The following is a 17,942-nucleotide window of genomic DNA, read 5'->3' as shown; positions in this document are numbered from 1 at the left end:
CGAATGTTATCTCCCCCGGGTGATGACGAATATGCCTGACGACGTAGGATGCGCTGTTTCGCATTAGGTTCCATTTGTTGCCTAAAAATGAGCGCTGAATCGAATTCCCGTCTTTTTCAGACCGCCTGTATCTATCACAATTGATTAACATCCTCTAGGATGAATCCAACGATTTTCTGTTTAGGTAAGCATACCGTTCTGTATCAGCTGGCCGTGTGTCGTCACTGCGAATACAGCGCTCAGTCCGCAGCATCAGCATACAAAGGAGACAGAAATGACCTATGACACTTCTTCCAGTTCTAGCTCAAGCCGTGTTTCGCCTGGAGCCTACGGCTTCGATGTCAGCCTGAAAAAACGTTACGAAAACTTTATCGGCGGCGCCTGGGTGCCTCCGTCCAGCGGGGAATATTATGTCAACCTGACGCCCGTTACCGGACAACCGTTATGCGAAGTCGCCAGCTCAAATACCCGCGACGTAGATCTGGCGCTGGATGCGGCGCACGAAGCCAAAGCCGGCTGGGCCGCGCTGTCGGCTGCCGAACGCGCGCAGATCCTGAACCGCATCGCCGATCGCATGGAAGAGAATATCGATCTGCTGGCGAACGCCGAAACCTGGGATAACGGCAAACCGATCCGCGAAACCCGCAATGCCGACGTCCCTCTCGGCATCGATCACTTCCGCTACTTCGCCGCCTGTATCCGGGCGCAGGAAGGCGCGATCAGCGAAATCGATCACGACACCGTGGCTTACCATTTCCACGAGCCGCTCGGCGTGGTCGGGCAGATTATTCCATGGAACTTTCCGCTGCTGATGGCGTGCTGGAAAATGGCGCCGGCGCTGGCGGCAGGCAACTGTATCGTACTGAAGCCCGCCAAACTGACTCCGCTCTCGGTCCTGTTGATGATGGAGATCATTCAGGATCTGCTGCCGCCGGGCGTGATCAACGTGGTTAACGGCGCAGGCGGGCAGATCGGCGAATATCTGGCAACATCGCCGCGGATCGCCAAGGTCGCCTTCACCGGCTCGACCGAAGTCGGCCAGCAGATCATGGGCTATGCAGCAAAGAACGTCATTCCGGTGACGCTGGAGCTGGGCGGAAAATCCCCCAATATCTTCTTTGCCGACGTCATGGACAAAGAGGACAGCTTCTTCGACAAAGTGCTGGAAGGGTTCTCTCTGTTCGCCTTCAATCAGGGCGAAGTCTGTACCTGTCCGAGCCGGGCGCTGGTGCAGGAGTCTATTTATGAGCGCTTTATGGAGCGCGCCATCAAGCGGGTGGAATCCATTCGCGTCGGCAACCCGCTGGACGCCCATACCATGATGGGCGCGCAGGTGTCGTCGGGACAGCTGGACACCATCCTCAATTATATCGATATCGGTAAGAAAGAGGGCGCACAGGTGCTGACCGGCGGGCGTCGCAAGTCGCTGAACGGCGATCTGACCGAGGGCTACTATCTGGAACCGACGATTTTGCAAGGCAGCAACAACATGCGGGTATTCCAAGAAGAGATCTTCGGACCTGTGCTGGCGGTGACGACGTTCAAAACGCTGGACGACGCATTGGAGATCGCCAACGATTCCCCTTACGGGCTGGGCGCGGGCGTATGGAGCCGTAATGCGAACATCACTTACCGCATGGGGCGCGGCATTCAGGCCGGACGCGTGTGGACCAACTGCTACCATGCCTATCCGGCGCATGCCGCGTTCGGCGGTTACAAACAGTCCGGCATCGGGCGGGAAAATCACAAAATGATGCTGGAACACTATCAGCAGACCAAATGCCTGTTGGTCAGCTACTCCGACAAACCCATGGGCTTGTTCTAGGCATCAAATGGGTGCGACGTTAAGTGAACAGGGCTGCCTCGGCGGCCCTGTTGTTTATCTGCCGACATTTCCCCGCAATCACATTGAGTTGCCGCGGGGCACCCTATAATCTGTTTATTATTGTATAAAAATAGGGCGAGGGCGTGGATGACCGACAGGATCGGCTGGGTGGACAACCTGCGGGCGATAGCGTGCCTGATGGTGGTGATGGTCCACAGCGCCGCAGGGTATGTCACCGATGGCAGCGCGGTGGGGACGCTCTATTGGGACGTCGCCAATCTGCTGGATTCCGCCTCTCGCGTCTGCGTGCCGCTATTTTTCATGATTTCAGGCTACCTATTCTTTGGAGAGCGACAGGCTCAGGGTAAACACTATCTGCGCATCGGTTGCTGTCTCTTGTTCTACAGCCTGTTGGCGCTGTGTTATATGGCGTGGCTCACTCCCATCAATCCGTGGCTGGCGCTCCGAGACAGCCTGCAAAAACCCGTGTTCTATCACCTGTGGTTTTTCTATGCCATCACCATCATTTACCTGTTTTCTCCGCTGATTAAAGTGCGTCAGGCGTCGGGTTATGCGCTGGCGGCGGCGATCGTATTGCTGGCGGTGGTCGCCAATCCCAATATGCCCGCGCTGATGAACGGTCAGCATCAGATGCTGCCGGTGAACCTATATATGTTCGGCGATACCATCTATTACCTGCTGTACGCCATTACCGGCAGGATCGTCGGGATGATGACGATCCCCCGCTGGGCGGCGCGCGTGGCGTTCGGCGTCTTCGTATTAGGGGTAGCGCTGGTGACGCTGGGGACTCGCCATCTGACGCTCATCAACGGCGACTTCGATCAAACCTATTATCTCTACTGCGGACCGCTGGTGTTTCTGGCCGCCTCCGGTCTGTTGGCCAGTGGAAAATATTACCTCAACGCGGCACCCTTGCCGGGACTGGCGCTGATAGCACGTCATTCTCTGGCGATTTACGGCGTTCACGCGCTGGTGATCCATTATTTACGCACGCATCAACTGGCGCTCGAAAGCGCCCCGGTGGCGGATATTTTTTACGTCTTTGCGATGGCGCTGGCGGTCGGCCTGCTGTTTTCGTTGGGGCTACAGCGCATCGACCGTCGCCGTCTGGTGAGCTAGGCCTGACGCGACTGAGCCCGGCGCAGCTGACGCGCCGAGGAAAAGCCGGCCAGCAAGGCTGCTTTTTCCACGCCGATGCCTTGCCTGATACGCTGTTCCGCCACGGTAAGCCGCAGCTGTTCGTGATACTCGCGCACGGTAATCCCGACATGTTCCCGAAACAGGCGTGTCAGGTGGCGAGCGCTCACATGTACACGGTCCGCCAGCTGATCCAGCGGCCACGAGGATTCTGGTGCCGCAGCCAGCAAATCCTGCGCGCGGTGGATCACAGGATGGAGATGATTACGGTGCTGTAGCCAGGGCGACAGCTGGTCGTCGTTACCTGCGCGGCGGAAGTAAACCACCATCTCCCGGGCCACCTGCGTAGCGTGCAAGCTGCTCTGGAAACGGGCGATCAAATGCAACGCCAGGTCAATGCCGGCGGTGATCCCCGCGCTGGTGTAGACGTTGCGGTCCTCCACGAAAATACGATTTTCTCTAATTAATGCCGCCGGAGCCTGTTCGGAAAGACGGGCGAGGATATCGTGATGGGTGGTGCATTGATAACCGTCCAGCAGCGTCGCCTGCGCGGCGAGCAGCGATCCGGAGCAGATGCAGACCAGCGTCAGTGTTTGGCGTTCGAGTTCAGACCGCCGCTCGCGCAGCCAGTCGCGGGCTACCTCGGCCAGCGGTGTGGCGAAATAATGTTCGGACGGGGTGACGCCGGGGACGATCAAAATGCTGTCCGGCGGCATCGGCGTCGGCAGCGGTTCCAATTGGTTGAGAGTGAGTCCGATAGAACAGCGCAGACTCTCAACCGGACTGATGTAATGCAGGTCAAAATCGCCGGCCAGGCGTAACGCTTCCGCCGGTCCGGCGACGTCGAGCGACAGTACGCCGGGCAACATCAAAAAATAGACCTGACGTGCCATGCCGTGTTTACTCCGTAGGGGTCAACGCCGCCAGACATGCCTCGACGCTGCTTAGGGTCGCGAACCGGTTATTCAACACGGTTTCGGTATGATGTTTTAGCTCGCTGGCGCTCAGCGTTTTTCCGTCGTGCGTCATCGGGAAGGTCAGCGTTGCTTCAGTCACGAACGTTACCTGATAGCCCAGATCGGACGCAACCCGCGCGGTGGTTTCGCAGCACTGTTCGGTGCGCATGCCGCAGATAATTAAATGGTGAATACCTTCTTGCTGTAACCATTCATGCAGTCCTGAGTCAGTCAGGGCGTTATGAACGTGTTTGTAGACTTGTTTATCCGGCTGATGATGGAGAAAACGCTGCCGTGTGACGAAGCCTGACTCCAGCGAGAAAGGCCCCTCTGTCGCGACGTGAAACACATCCACCAGCGCGACATTTTGCCGTTTACAGCCATCGATCAGGCGTAGCAGCGCTTCCTGAAATGCCGGGAGATCGTCCTCCTGCCAGAAAGGGCGATGTAAGAAAGAGTCTTGTACATCAATAATTAACAGTGCAGTGCGCGACATGGTTTATCTCCTCGTTCATGTTGTTGGCTATCATGCGCCCAACGTTGAAACGAAAGAAGGCCAGATCCGGACACGATAGGGCTAAATCCGGACCAGAGAGACATCGGCGAGGTGTCGCCAACGGATCGTGATACCAGGGCAGCATGAATTTTTTGCCAAAATCCTAACGAGTCTCTTCCTGTCCGGCTGAAAAGATGTTTAAATTATAAATCATATATTCTGCATAAATATTCATTGTGAAGTACGCGATTAAAATGCCGTCGACCGTGTGAATCGCCGCGATCTTCTTCTGCATTTTGTCCAATATAGTGCGATGTAACTTACGTAATTCGGCGTTGGAGTGGTTACACTCAATGCCATCTAACTCGAGCAGGGATTAATTGTTATGACGACGATTTTGAAGCATCTTCCGGTTGGTCAACGTATCGGCATCGCTTTCTCCGGTGGGCTGGACACCAGCGCCGCGTTGCTGTGGATGCGTAAAAAAGGCGCGGTGCCTTATGCTTACACAGCGAACCTGGGTCAGCCGGATGAAGAGGACTATGACGCTATTCCTCGTCACGCCAAGGAATATGGCGCGGAAAATGCGCGTCTGATCGACTGCCGCAAACAGCTGGTCGCAGAGGGTATCGCCGCGATCCAGTGTGGTGCTTTCCATAACACCACCGCCGGTATGACCTACTTCAACACCACGCCGCTAGGCCGCGCCGTGACCGGCACCATGCTGGTGGCCGCGATGAAAGAAGACGGCGTGAATATCTGGGGCGACGGCAGCACCTATAAAGGCAACGACATCGAGCGTTTTTATCGCTACGGCCTGCTGACCAACGCGGAACTGCAAATCTACAAACCCTGGCTCGATACCGACTTCATCAACGAACTGGGCGGCCGTCAGGAGATGTCCGAGTTTATGGCCGAGGCGGGCTTCAGCTACAAAATGTCGGCGGAAAAAGCTTACTCTACCGACTCCAACATGCTGGGCGCGACACACGAAGCGAAGGACCTGGAGTTCCTCAACTCCAGCCTGAAAATCGTTAATCCGATCATGGGCGTCAAGTTCTGGGACGAAAACGTGAAAGTGCCTGCTGAAGAGGTCACCATCCGCTTTGAACAAGGGCATCCGGTTGCGCTTAACGGCAAAACCTTCGCTGACGACGTCGAACTGATGCTTGAAGCCAACCGCATCGGCGGCCGTCATGGTCTCGGGATGAGCGATCAGATTGAAAACCGCATCATCGAAGCGAAAAGCCGGGGCATCTATGAAGCGCCGGGGATGGCGCTGCTGCACCTCGCCTACGAGCGTCTGGTCACCGGGATCCACAATGAAGACACCATTGAGCAGTACCACGCTCATGGTCGTCAGTTAGGCCGTCTGCTGTATCAGGGACGTTGGTTCGATCCGCAGGCGTTGATGCTGCGTGATGCGCTGCAGCGTTGGGTCGCCCGTGAAATCACCGGCGAGGTCACCGTTGAGCTGCGTCGCGGCAATGACTTCTCTTATCTGAACACCGTGTCCGACAATCTGACCTATAAGGCTGAGCGTCTGACCATGGAAAAAGGCGACTCTGTCTTTTCACCGGATGACCGTATCGGGCAGCTGACCATGCGTAATTTGGACATCACCGACACGCGTGAAAAACTGTTCAGCTACATGGAAAGCGGCCTGCTGATCACAGGCAGCGCCGGTGTGCCGCAGGTGGAAAGCGGTGAACTCTTGCAGGATAAAACCCAAAAATAATCGTCGGGCTACCGTCTGATGCATTGAAAAAGGCATACCGAGGTATGCCTTTTTTTGTCATTGTTGCTGCGGTAGGCGCTGATCGCGCCGTCTTCCGGCACCACCGCCCCCTCTGATTTTCGCGAGGAATCGTGTAAAGCGGCGGCGGGATCGGCAATCAGGGATAAAAACGACCTCTGTTTCTTGGCAGATTACGTATCAACGTGAGGGGTTGCGTCAAAAGCAGGGCGTCCTCGTCAAATGGGACGGCACCCCCGATTCCGAACCTGACTCACCGCGGTGCCTTCCTCCATCCATAAAAGTCCCGTGACGGACTTTTCTCGTTTACTCGAACAAGATCGTTAATTAGACAAATTGTGGATGTTATCCAGCAATACATGACGAGAAAACAGATGACGTTGTTTTCCGAAAATAATATCGAAGCTCATATTGCTAATAAAACGGGGCGGCTCGCGGTCGGACGAGACGGTTTTCCGGTATTTCAGCGGCGGAATATTATACGTTTTCGTAAAGCAGCGGGAAAAATGAGGCAACGAGGAGAAACCACACGCATAGCAAATATCGGTCAGAGACCAGTTAGGCGAAATATGAATAATCTCTCTCGCCAGCGTGACGCGTACGCGCCAGATCCATCGCATGGGCGTAATATTATAGACCTGATTAAATAATCGGCAGATATCGAACTTCGATTTGCCACTCACGGTTTCGAGTTGTTCCAGCGTGATGTTATCGCCGATATTCTCAATAATATAGTCGATGATCCCTACCAGCCTGGTTGCTTTATTATTGTTTTCCAAGGTCTTTTTGAGGTTGGGGTGGCGACGATACATATCCTGGATAAGATTATGGTTGAAGCTTTCATTATCCAAGGTGTGGGGGTAGGCATTATGTAGATTCATGGTGTCATCCAAAAATGTATTTACCGTGCCTGGAGCGGTTAATAAAAATGCTGAAAACGGCGTTGGTATTGGGTTGTTAATTATTGTCATTGCTGTCATTGACAGGGTGACTCACGCAAATTGTGTGCCATATTTGGAATGGCCTTTTTCAGCGGGATAAGTAACGGTTTTTCCACTCAGCATTCCATTTTTGGGATGGCGACATTTCGTTATTGGGATTATTCGTCTCGAAAATGGTCAGTGTTTTAAGCGTGATCGGGATTTTAATAACAGGAATTCGTTAAGACTTGTTTCTAAAGGTCATACCGCAAAAATATCCGAATCGACCTGGGATCAAGGGAGGAGAAACGCCCGCGATGCAGCGTTGCTATGTATGCGTTTCCATCAGACGTACGTGATCTCGAACCGATCGCTTTCAGCCGACATGACTCGCAAGGATGAAAAATGGACAAGGTGAATAGGGAAAGCGCGATAAATCGGGCGCAGAGCGTGATTATCAGCCAGGAAAACACGTTGGATTTTTGTGGTAGCGCTGAGCATAGCGCGCGAAAACTGGCGGGCCCACAGTGTGTTTTGGTCCACCGGGAGACGCTGGATCGACCGGAAACATCTGCCAAGGCGCGATTGGCCTGCCGGATGGCGCCGCACGATACGCTCACCGCCAGCAAACTGGCTGAGGGCATTCTACGCTGCCTGCTGGCGCCGCTGTGCCGCGCGTTGCCGCACGAGCTGGCGTTTGCCCGCACCCCGTTAGGTAAGCCGTTCTTGCCCCGATATCCACAGCTTCACTTCAACCTCTCCCACACCGAGGCTGCGTTTGCGTTCGCCATCGCACAGGGTGACGCGGTAGGGGTCGATGTCGAGGGAAATCGCGGGCGTGTCGAGCATAAACGCGGCGTAGCGAAGCGCTTTTTTCATCCTGATGAAGCGTGCTGGCTGGATCAGTTTTGCGATGAAGAGGCATATGCACAGGCTTTTATTCGGATATGGACTCGCAAAGAAGCCTATCTGAAGGCGTTGGGACTTGGCCTGAGCAAGCCGTTGGACTCGTTCAGCTGTCTGACGCGGGAAAACGGGCGGATTCAGGTGCTGGATGACTCTCGCCCCGCGAACGCGCAGATGGAGGAAGTCTGGTGTGACGAAGCGAGCCTGGCGCTCAACTGCTGCATTTTATCGGCCAACGAGACTACGTTGAGCTGGCGGTTTACCACCCTGACTGAGTGGGACGCGCTAAAGGACTGGCTGGGTTAACGTCGGCTAACGCTCAGGGCGGCGCTTGTCGCGTGCCGTTCAGCGGTGTGAGCAGAGAGAGTAAGCCAATGTTTGCGTGATGTTTCCCGCCACCGACGAGAAAGAGAAGAAGGCGCCCTTTGCCGATATCCCGATCCTTAAAGGGCGTAGCATCCGTGGTTTTCTCCGGTATCGACGCACAGACCACGATGAGTGGTATGCACGCAGAGTGTCAGCAGAGAAAGAAAGCGTTTCCATCCTGATTTTCATCTCTCGTCATCCCGCTGGAGCATGAAAATAACTGGTACGGACAGACAAACAACATCCATGCTGATAACGCGACGATCCGTCTTCATCCCTGTTCGAATGGCGCAATCCTGCGCTCTGACCGTGACGTTATTACATCCTTGTATATTTCCGCCTGCTTACGCCAGCGAAAACGCTTCCTGAAAAGGATTATGCCCGGTGCCCGCGGGCATTGTTGTCTGAAATTGTGAGAGTGAAGAATAATTGCAGTGTGCCCGATAAACGCCGTGCAGGGTGGCGCGAAGTATCGGCGCAATCATTGCGCGCGGTAGTAAACGGAGCAACTGCCATAGGCGGCGCCCAGCCCGATGGACAGCATCACGTGCGGTTGCCCGTTGCGGACGGCGGGCAGCGCGGCAGGCAGCAGCAGGAGGGGGTCCACGGTGCAGCAGTGGCCGATATCCGGCAACAGGCCGAGCGAGATGGCTTCGCACGGCAGCGGGTAACGGCGCATATAGCGACGCCAGCTGATACGGTTGATGTTGTGGGGCAGCAGCGACAGGCTGTCGGGATCGCCCGCCTGGGCGCCTGCCAGAGCCTCCCTCACCATGTCGTCGTGGGCCTGATAAAACGCTGTTTTCGCTTCCCGGCCGCTCTTCCGTCCATCATAAAATTCCATTCGCTGGCCCAGAAAGGGTTTTCCCAACCGTAAACCAGCGCCTTCACGCTCCAGTAGCAGCGCGGCGAATGCATCTCCAATCAGCGTGTAGCCCGGCACGTATCGCCGCGAGGCCCCTAAAGGCGACAACGTTTCGCCGGCGATAATGGCGACGCGTTTTGCCTGCTTGTCTTCCAGTAGCCGATGGGCGAGCTCCAGCGCCCAGAACAAAGTAGCGCAGTGCTGTTGGTCCAGTTCGTAGCAGCCCGCTGAGTCGCTGACGAACGGATGACTCTGTTTCAGCCGCGCGAGCCACGCCGGCTGTTCGCGATACAGCGCCGGCATACCATGCACATAAATGAGTGCGTCGATGGGAACGTCAGGTCCGGAGGACTGCTGCATCAATTGGCTAAGAAGTTGATAAAAAACGCCATAAAGAGAGACGGAGGCCTCCAGCGCGGCGATGCGGCGAAAGCCGAACAGCTGGCAGAACGTGTTGGCTTCGCGGGGGCTATAGCCCGTTTGGATAATGATGTCCTCAGCGCTGAGGCGAGCCGGTGGAACCCAGGTGGCTAAGGTATTGATGTGTATCATGCATCCTCCGTCCTGATCGCCGTGGGATTCGGGTATCAACAAACAGGTCAGGTTTTTTCGTGCAGAAAATGCGTCAGACTATCGAGGGTATGAAATGCGTCGAAAACGTTTTCATCCATGAGATCGAACAGGTCGCCCGTCAGCTTTCCATGGGCTTCATAGTGGTCGCTGAGAACGGCAATCAGGCTGATGAGATTGACGGAATCCAGCAGGCCGTCATGGGCATACATCGGCGCGCCCTGGAATATGGCGTCGATACGTCCCTGATCGATACCAATGGCTTTCAACAGCTCGCGTACGAGTAATTGTGTTGCATCGTCACGGCGATGCCCAGATTCTGAGTGCTTCATACAAACTCTCCGACACGCTGTAATTGTGCGCAGTATAACGGCCGATTGGGGGGCAACTTGTTCTAAATTGCATATGGCGAGCGTGGGCTATTTGTATACATATTCGAGGTAACTGTGTGTGTTTTAGGTCTTTTTACCCGATGATGGCGACGTTTTGTCTTGTCGGTTGAGCGCGTCTTTCAAGAGGAAAGTAGGGGGGAGGCGGACGAAAGGTAAGCGATACCATTAAAAAGCCCGTCGTACTTGCTGCCCTTCAAATTGCAGGTGTGTTGGCTAAGCATGCTCACCCGAATCACTGACTTGAGTCAGCTCATCGGGATTCGCTCTCTTGCCGCCTTCCTGCAACCCAAATTATCCAAAGTCTCTGTGGTAAAAGCCGGTTTAGCGGGTTTGGCGTTGACGCGAACCGCCTCGTCTGCGGCGCTAAATAAGAGTGGTATCGACCTCCGGCAGCGACTCAAAGCCGGGTCTGGCGAAGTAATATCCCTGAGCGAAATCAATCCCGATCCCTTTAAGAAAATGATATTCCTTTTCTGATTCAATGCCCTCTCCCAGTACCTTAATGTTGAGCGATTTCAACATGTTGACATTGTGAGTGACGATCGTCTGGCGTGTTTTGTCCTGATCGATGTTGCGGATCAGCGCCATGTCCAGCTTGACGATATCGGTTTGAAAATCCGCCAGCAGACTCAGCCCGGAATAACCCGACCCGAAGTCATCGATCGCCGTTTTGAAGCCCAACTTTTTGTAGCATTCTATGATCGTCTGTATGCGCTTACTGTCATGGGCCTGCTCGTTCTCGGTGAACTCGAACATGATGTTTTTTATCGGAAACTGGTACTTTTTGGCCGCTTCCAGCGTGGAGCGAATGCAACGTTCAGGACGATAAATCGCGTTGGGTAGAAAATTAATGCTTAGCATGCCGGACAGCTTCAGTCGTGCTGCAAGCGCGATAGCCTTGATTCGGCACAGCTGGTCGAAGCCGTAGCGCTTGTCGTTGCTGATTTGCGAAATAATGCTGAAGGCAGACTCGTTATTGCAGCCTCGGACCAAGGCTTCGTAGCCAAATACGCTTTTGGTCACGCAGTCTACGATAGGCTGAAACGCCATCGTGAAGTCGAGGCCCAGATTATGGCTGTCCGCGCAGTGAGCACAGCGCGACGACATAAAAGGGGGCGATAGGGAGGTCATGGTTAGCAATTTCCTGGATGATGGAAAAAATGGACGCGTTCACCCGCCGGAAGCGGGGCGATAAGATCGTGACGCCCTCTAATAAATGTATAGCTCGTAAGCTGATGAACTGCGTTCACTTGGCAATTTATCGGCAATATTCAGGTAAGAATTAAGGGAAGTTGACCGGGCGATGCATAAAAAGACGGACACGGCGAGTTATCTGGATGATAAACATCGAGATATCCAAAACGGTGCGGTAAAGCGCTTTCCGTAGGAGGTGTGCGGGTGCGGTGAGCTGTCTCGGGGAATGATGCCCGCCCGCGTGGGAAAGCCAACGGGCGGACACCGTGAAGGTTACCAGTAGCGGGCGATTTCCTGGCGCAAGGCGTCGGCGATGACGCTTCCGTTTTCACCGGCTAACGCCCGCCCGGCGATAAACGTTTTGGCGTTAATGCCTCGGAAATGCTGCAACGCCTCAGGCACGATACCGCCGGTGATCGACACCTCAAATCCCATCTCCGACAGGGTATGCATGCGTTGGATATCTTCAGGCGTCCAGCCGACTCCGGCCAGCTCCGCGTCTCGCGAACGGTGGTAGATCGCCTGCGTGATGCCCAGTTTTCGCCAGGCCTGCGCGTCTTCCCACGTCCAGTGGCCGTAGAGCTCCATCTGAATTTCTCTGTGGTAGTCGTCCGCGATGCTTTTACAGGCGGTGATCGTTGCAATATGGGCCGCAGCGGACACCGTGATCCAGTCCGCGCCTGCGGCAAAGGCCATTTTTGCCAGAATAGCGCCGCCGTCCGTGGTTTTCATATCGCAGACCAAAATATGGTCGGGATACTGCTGGCGCAGCGTGCGGACGGCGTTCATTCCTTCGGCGAAGGCCAGTATGGTGCCGACTTCAATGACGTCGACATACTCCGCCACGCGAGCGGCCAGATCGACGGCGGTGGGAAGATCGGTAGAGTCCAGCGCAATCTGTAATAAGGGCTGAGTCATGGTATGAGCATCCTTTTTCAGTGTTGAGACGGCGGCATGCGCCGTCTGGGTCATGATGAGCGGTGAAACGGCTTATGCCGCGAGCATCATTCCATTGTGGCGTCAGTCTGACCGTAGTAAGCGTCAGCGCCGTGTTTGCGGAAATAGTGTTTGTCGGACAAAGTTTGCGGGAGGCGAATATGGTCATTCAGCCGCCGCGTCGCCAGCGCCATCGCCGCCACCTCTTCCAACACGACGGCGTTATGCACCGCTTCCTCGGCATCCTTCCCCCAGCAGAAAGGAGCATGGCCATAGGCAACCACGCCCGGCACGGCAATGGGGTCGATCTCCCGTCGGCGAAAGGTTTCCACGATGCTCACGCCCGTGTTTTTTTCATAGTCGTCGGTGATTTCCTCTGATGTCAGCGGGCGGGAGCAGGGGATATCGCCGTAGAAATAGTCGGCGTGGGTGGTGCCCAACACGGGGATATCCATACCGGCCTGCGCCCATATCGTCGCATGACGAGAATGGGTATGGACGATGCCGCCGAGACGAGGGAACGCCTGGTACAGCACCAGATGCGTGGCGGTATCGCTGGAAGGTCGAAGTCGCCCCTCGATGACGTTGCCGTCCAGATCGACGATGACGATATCGTCAGCCGTCATGGCGTCGTAGCTCACGCCCGACGGTTTGATGGCGATCAGCCCGCGTTGACGATCGATCTGCGAGACGTTGCCCCAGGTGAGGGTGACCAGCCGGTGGTGCGGCAGCTGTCGATTAGCGGCCAACACCGTTCGTTTCAGGTTGCTCAACATCCGTTATCCCTCCTCGTTGGCCGCCTGCGCGAGCGCATTGTCGATCGCGCGGTACACCTCGTTCTTGCTACGACATGTGCGCAGTCTGTCGAGGTTGATGCCGGTAGGGCTGCTCTCGTCCTCCAGCGTTTGGGTGACCTCCGTCAGGCCTACGATATGTTCGTCGGACGTACTGCCCGCCAGCGTGATCAGCACATCGACAGGTTCATCCTCGCCATCGAAGATGACGGGAGTGGCCAGCGTCACCAGTGCGAAGGCCGTGCGTATGACGCCGTCTTCCGGACGTGCATGCGGCAACGCAAGGCCGGGGGCGATGACGAAGTAGGCGCCCATTTTCTCAATGCTGCGGATGATCGCGGCATGATAGCCAGGCTCAACCGCGCCGGCGGTCTCCAGCATGCCCGTACCGATCCTAATCGCTTCCCGCCAGTCGGCCGCATGGGCCTGAAGCCGGATAGTGTCGTTATCTATCAGTGATTGCTTGAAGTTCATGGTGTGCTCCTTTCTCGGCCGTTCCTTCAGCCGGACGTTAGCGGGAAAAATGCGTTCTGATCAGGTTGAGCAGTTCGTCGCCAAATGACTGGGGATTGAGCATGTTCTGCACGGCCAGCACGAATTTGCCTGCACCTGGCTCTATCTCTCCCGCGAGGTGGCGTGAGGCGACGATGATGTCGGTCATCGCGAGCTTCGATTTGTAGTCCGCCACCGCGCACGACTCCATCACATGCGGTATGTCCCTTTGCTCTAGGAACTTGGCGATTTTCATTTTCATCATCATGGATGACCCCTGCCCATTACCGCAGACGGTCAGAATACGCACGGCCCGTTCCGCATTGACTGGCTCGGGTTTGGTGAGAGGCAGCGTCGCGGCCGCAGGCAGATCCGACGTCGGCGCCGTGGCATCTTCTTCCGCGCGTAAACGTCGGGCGGCGAAAAACATATAGGTGACGGCGCCGAGCAGGAGTACGCACAGGAACAGCGGCGACCAGGACAGCCCCTGCATAATGGGGGGGAACAGCAACGCCCAGTCGGCCATGCCCATCCAGCCGTTGAGCGGCGTGCCGTGGTGGGCGAACAAGGCAATCGCCCAGGCGGAGCCCAGCACTTCAATGACGCCCATCACGAAGCAAATCTTCATCACGGCTTTCCAGCCGCCGAAATGGTTGGCGAAGACGCCAATGGTGGCGTTAGAGAAGAACATGGGCACAAAGCCGGGAATGATGACGATGGGCGATTGGAAGGCGAGGAGCAACAGTAACGCGGCGAACTGACCGGCGGCGCCCCACATAAAACCGAACACCATGGCGTTTGGCGAGTAGGCGTAGATGGCCGCGCAGTCGATGGCGAGCACGGCGTTGGGAATGACCCGCTCCGAGATGCCCTTGAACGCCTCCGACAGTTCCGCGACGAACATGCGGACGCCGACGACGATAATCTGAATGGCCACGGCGAATTTCAGGCCGGTTTCCAGAATATAGATACTCCAGTGGGTGGAACCGGCCATCATCTGCAGGTTCTTCAGGCCGAAGGAGAGCAGAATAATGCCGAAGAACACGGTCATGACGATGGCGGTCGCGGCGATGCTGTCGTGAAAGATGTTCAGCCAGCGGGGAAGTTTGAGGTTATCGACGCTCTCTTTGGGATCGCCCAGCCGGTGGGCGATTTTGGTCGCGATCCACGACGCCGCCTGCTGCTGATGACCGATGGAGAAGCCTGCGCCGCCGGTGACGGCCTCCGTCGGCTTGAACATGATGTTGGAAAAGATGCCCCAATACAGCGCGATGATCACGGCGGAGGCGATAATGGTTTCCCACATCGTGGCGCCCAGCACCAGATAAAACATCGCTATCAGCCCGGCCTGCTGAAACATGATGTGGCCCGTCAGCATAATCGTTCGAATACCGGTATAGCGGCGCAGCACTACCATCAGGATATTCAGGGCGAGCGCCAGTAGAACGGTGTAGCCCACCCAGGCGTAGCGATCCCCCATGACGGACATCGTCGCCATCATGGCGGTATAGGGGTCAATGACCGAGCCGCTCAGCCCATGATATTCGGCGATCTTCTCTATCACCGGTTTGAACCCTGCGACTAGCGTATCGGCGCCCACCTGGACCAGCATGAAACCGATGATGGTTTTGAGCGTCCCTTTGAGGACCGTGGAGATATCCCGCCGAAGCAGCAGATACCCAATCAAGGTGACCAGTCCCAACAGCAGTGGCGCTTTGGTCATAACCTGGCTGTAGAAGATGTGAAAAATAGCGTATAGCGTTTCCATGATGCCGCTCCGTATCGGTGAAGGGCCATATGCCCGACGGTGATAACTCAATCCCTGTTACCTGCGTCCTTTCCTGCCAACGTGTGATTTAACTTCTCCTGCTGTTTTGTCGAACCGAGAGAAATCACGAATTTTCATGACGTGATTTCTTTGTGATCTTTTTAATCATCATAAACAAGCGACGATGAAGATCAAGCTGTGCGTTGTGATTATCACTTTAGTTTATTGTTGTTTGTCTCTTGGTACTGAAAATGTAATATAAATAATGAGTTAATATCTTTGTTTTGTCGGTTTTTGTGAAGAGGGGTTGGTTTTTGGGGTGTTAAAACCGTCAAGTCAGCTCGTCAATAGATGCGAAAAGTAATCATTGATAATCATATTTGTGATTGATATAGTCATTTTCAATCACCGTGATCGCGTTTTTGTGATGAGCACCTGGGGCAAACGAAAAACACGGGGCGGGGGAACAGAGTCTGCGACCCATGGAAACCGGTCGACGGCGGTTGTTGTCATCATGCAAAAGGATAAAACAATGAGCAAAGTAACTGACATTACCCGGGAGTCATGGATATTGAACACGTTCCCCGAATGGGGGACCTGGCTCAACGAAGAGATCGAGCAGGAGGAGGTCGCCGCAGGGACGTTCGCCATGTGGTGGCTGGGCTGTACCGGCATCTGGTTAAAGTCTGCGGGTGACACGCAGATTGCCATCGACTTCTGGTGCGGCACCGGCAAGAAAACCCACGCCAATCCCTACATGAAAAAGCAGCATCAGATGATGCGCATGGGCGGCGTGCGCAAGCTGCAACCCAATCTGCGTACGTCGCCGTTTGTTCTCGACCCCTTCGGTATCAAGAAGATAGATGCGGTGTTGGCGACGCACGATCACGCTGACCACATCGACATCAACGTGGCGGCGGCGGTACTGCAAAATGCGGGCGACCATGTGAAATTCATCGGCCCCGAAGCCTGTGTCGAGCTTTGGACGGGATGGGGCGTGCCGGCCGAGCGCTGCATCGTGGCGCAGGTCGGGCAGGAGATCGCGATTGGCGATATCACCATCAACGTGCTGGACGCCTTTGATCGCACCGCGCTGGTGACGCTGCCTGAGGGCGTGTCCTCCCGCGATAAAAGCATTCTGGACGGGATGGACCGGCGCGCGGTGAACTATCTGGTGAAGACCAGCGGCGGCAATGTGTATCACTCCGGCGACTCGCACTACTCCAACTATTTCGCCCGGCACGGCAACGACAATACGATCGACGTGGCGCTACTCTCCTATGGCGAAAACCCTCGCGGCGTGACCGACAAAATGACCTCGTCGGATATTCTGCGTGCCGCGGAGTCGCTGAATACGCAGGTGGTCATCCCCTTCCATCACGACATTTGGGCGAATTTCCAGAGCGACCCCGGTGAAATTGAGCTGCTATGGCACCGGAAAAAAGACCGTCTAAATTACGGCTTCCAGCCGTTCTTCTGGCAGGTGGGGGGAAAATACGTCTTCCCGACGGACAAGGCCAAAATACATTACCAGCATCCGCGCGGGTTTGACGATATCTTCACGGATGAACCCGAGCTGCCGTTTCGCTCGTTCCTCTAACGTTCTCTGGACACGAGGTGCGCGATGTATCACCTGAATAGCGGGTTGCGGCTGGGCGTGTATGAAAAGGCCATGCCGGCGCGGCTGGATTGGGAGCACAAGATTCAGGCTGCCAAAACGCTGGGGTTCGACTTTATCGAAATGTCCGTCGATGAGTCCGACGAGCGCCTGCAACGCCTGGACTGGGGCGATGAGGAGATCTTTCGGTTGCGCCGTTTGTGCGAGCATTACGGCCTGCCGCTGCACTCCTTGTGCCTGAGCGCGCACCGTCGTTTTCCGTTTGGATCGGCCGATCCCTCGGTGCGGGACCAGGCGGGCGTCATCATGCGCAAAGCCATCGGGCTGGCCTATAAACTGGGCGTACGCTGCATTCAGCTGGCGGGCTACGACGTGTATTACGAACCGCACAGCGAGGCCACGCATCAACGCTTTATCGACGGCATGCGCGAGAGCGCGCGTCTGGCTGAACGGGCGGGCATCATGCTCGGCGTGGAGATTATGGATACGCCTTACCTGAATTCGCTGTGTAAGTTCGAAGTGCTCAAGAAGGCGGTGCCTTCGCCTTACTTTATGGCCTATCCCGATGTCGGCAATATCACCGGCTGGAATTACGATACCTGTACCGAGTTGCAGATGAGCGGCGAACATATCGTCCAAATCCACCTCAAAGACACGCTCCGTGTAAGCGCCGAGTCTCCGGGACAGTTCCGCGACCTGTGCATTGGGGAAGGGGAGGTGGACTTCCCCGCCATTTTTCGCACGCTGGCCGGAATGCACTATTCGGCGCCGCTGGTTATTGAAATGTGGGCGCAGGATGCGCATTGGGCCGATCACCTGCGGCAAGCCAGGGCGCGTTTGACGACGATGGCGCAGGAGGCAGGATTGGCATTGAATTGACGAGAGGACAAGCGGGTGGGGCTGCGGCTCCGCCCGGTGCTTTGATTTTTG

At 55.7% G+C, this 17,942-nt stretch carries 16 protein-coding genes; 6 read left to right on the top strand and 10 right to left on the bottom strand.

Annotated elements, in window-relative coordinates:
• Positions 1 to 274: 274 nt before the first annotated feature.
• Both exaC and SB13_RS00640 read left to right on the top strand, forming a co-directional pair.
• Positions 275 to 1,825, top strand: a complete 1,551-nt coding sequence (gene exaC / locus SB13_RS00645; protein ID WP_026738502.1) for an acetaldehyde dehydrogenase ExaC — start codon at positions 275 to 277, stop codon at positions 1,823 to 1,825.
• A 147-nt stretch (positions 1,826 to 1,972) separates the two neighbouring features.
• The gene (locus SB13_RS00640) at positions 1,973 to 2,965 is read left to right on the top strand and encodes an acyltransferase (protein ID WP_026738501.1); all 993 of its coding nucleotides are present in this window, start codon (positions 1,973 to 1,975) and stop codon (positions 2,963 to 2,965) included.
• On the opposite strand, the gene SB13_RS00635 is transcribed toward SB13_RS00640, so the two are convergent.
• Together SB13_RS00635 and SB13_RS00630 are read right to left on the bottom strand one after the other, a co-directional pair.
• Positions 2,962 to 3,876, bottom strand: a complete 915-nt coding sequence (locus SB13_RS00635; protein ID WP_026738500.1) for a GlxA family transcriptional regulator — start codon at positions 3,874 to 3,876, stop codon at positions 2,962 to 2,964. The two genes, SB13_RS00640 and SB13_RS00635, sit on opposite strands and share 4 nt — an antisense overlap.
• Before the next feature lie 7 nt (positions 3,877 to 3,883).
• The gene (locus SB13_RS00630; RefSeq protein WP_026738499.1) at positions 3,884 to 4,435 is read right to left on the bottom strand and encodes an isochorismatase family protein; all 552 of its coding nucleotides are present in this window, start codon (positions 4,433 to 4,435) and stop codon (positions 3,884 to 3,886) included.
• A 385-nt stretch (positions 4,436 to 4,820) separates the two neighbouring features.
• Between SB13_RS00630 and argG the strand changes: the two genes are divergently transcribed.
• A complete protein-coding gene (gene argG / locus SB13_RS00625) occupies positions 4,821 to 6,173 on the top strand; it encodes an argininosuccinate synthase (RefSeq protein ID WP_026738498.1) in 1,353 nt (450 codons plus the stop codon).
• A 341-nt stretch (positions 6,174 to 6,514) separates the two neighbouring features.
• Here the strand turns inward: argG and SB13_RS00620 are convergent, their stop codons facing one another.
• Positions 6,515 to 7,072 carry a helix-turn-helix transcriptional regulator gene (locus SB13_RS00620; RefSeq protein WP_026738497.1) on the bottom strand — a complete coding sequence of 186 codons (558 nt, stop codon included), beginning with the start codon at positions 7,070 to 7,072 and terminating at the stop codon, positions 6,515 to 6,517.
• 444 nt (positions 7,073 to 7,516) lie between these two features.
• Here SB13_RS00620 and SB13_RS00615 point away from each other — a divergent pair, with 444 nt between their 5' ends.
• Positions 7,517 to 8,323: a 4'-phosphopantetheinyl transferase family protein gene (locus SB13_RS00615; RefSeq protein ID WP_152545791.1), complete on the top strand. Its 807-nt coding sequence runs from the start codon at positions 7,517 to 7,519 to the stop codon at positions 8,321 to 8,323.
• A gap of 541 nt (positions 8,324 to 8,864) precedes the next feature.
• Here SB13_RS00615 and SB13_RS00610 read toward each other — a convergent pair.
• The 7 genes from SB13_RS00610 to SB13_RS00580 form a co-directional block, all read right to left on the bottom strand.
• Complete coding sequence (locus SB13_RS00610; protein ID WP_051616369.1) at positions 8,865 to 9,800, bottom strand: 3-oxoacyl-ACP synthase; 936 nt, start codon at positions 9,798 to 9,800, stop codon at positions 8,865 to 8,867.
• Between the two features lie 47 nt (positions 9,801 to 9,847).
• The gene (locus tag SB13_RS00605) at positions 9,848 to 10,150 is read right to left on the bottom strand and encodes a hypothetical protein (RefSeq protein ID WP_026738494.1); all 303 of its coding nucleotides are present in this window, start codon (positions 10,148 to 10,150) and stop codon (positions 9,848 to 9,850) included.
• Between the two features lie 423 nt (positions 10,151 to 10,573).
• Positions 10,574 to 11,341, bottom strand: coding sequence for an EAL domain-containing protein (locus SB13_RS00600; protein ID WP_051616371.1), 768 nt, complete (start codon positions 11,339 to 11,341; stop codon positions 10,574 to 10,576).
• Positions 11,342 to 11,677: 336 nt separating this feature from the next.
• Complete coding sequence (locus tag SB13_RS00595) at positions 11,678 to 12,322, bottom strand: 3-keto-L-gulonate-6-phosphate decarboxylase UlaD (RefSeq protein WP_026738492.1); 645 nt, start codon at positions 12,320 to 12,322, stop codon at positions 11,678 to 11,680.
• Between the two features lie 86 nt (positions 12,323 to 12,408).
• Complete coding sequence (locus SB13_RS00590; protein WP_026738491.1) at positions 12,409 to 13,116, bottom strand: L-ribulose-5-phosphate 4-epimerase; 708 nt, start codon at positions 13,114 to 13,116, stop codon at positions 12,409 to 12,411.
• Between the two features lie 3 nt (positions 13,117 to 13,119).
• The gene (locus tag SB13_RS00585) at positions 13,120 to 13,608 is read right to left on the bottom strand and encodes a PTS sugar transporter subunit IIA (protein ID WP_026738490.1); all 489 of its coding nucleotides are present in this window, start codon (positions 13,606 to 13,608) and stop codon (positions 13,120 to 13,122) included.
• 37 nt (positions 13,609 to 13,645) lie between these two features.
• Positions 13,646 to 15,394, bottom strand: coding sequence for a PTS ascorbate-specific subunit IIBC (locus SB13_RS00580; RefSeq protein WP_026738489.1), 1,749 nt, complete (start codon positions 15,392 to 15,394; stop codon positions 13,646 to 13,648).
• Positions 15,395 to 15,926: 532 nt separating this feature from the next.
• Between SB13_RS00580 and ulaG the strand changes: the two genes are divergently transcribed.
• Together ulaG and SB13_RS00570 are read left to right on the top strand one after the other, a co-directional pair.
• Positions 15,927 to 16,994: an L-ascorbate 6-phosphate lactonase gene (gene ulaG / locus SB13_RS00575; protein WP_026738488.1), complete on the top strand. Its 1,068-nt coding sequence runs from the start codon at positions 15,927 to 15,929 to the stop codon at positions 16,992 to 16,994.
• A gap of 24 nt (positions 16,995 to 17,018) precedes the next feature.
• Entirely contained in the window at positions 17,019 to 17,891 is an 873-nt protein-coding gene (locus SB13_RS00570) for an L-ribulose-5-phosphate 3-epimerase (protein WP_026738487.1), read from the top strand.
• Positions 17,892 to 17,942 lie beyond the last annotated feature (51 nt).

This window comes from Lonsdalea quercina subsp. quercina (genome assembly GCF_000688695.1).
GTDB classification, from domain to species: Bacteria; Pseudomonadota; Gammaproteobacteria; order Enterobacterales; family Enterobacteriaceae; genus Lonsdalea; species Lonsdalea quercina_D.
The sequence above is the reverse complement of the archived record's forward strand: the minus strand, read 5'-3'. Positions and strand labels throughout refer to the sequence as shown.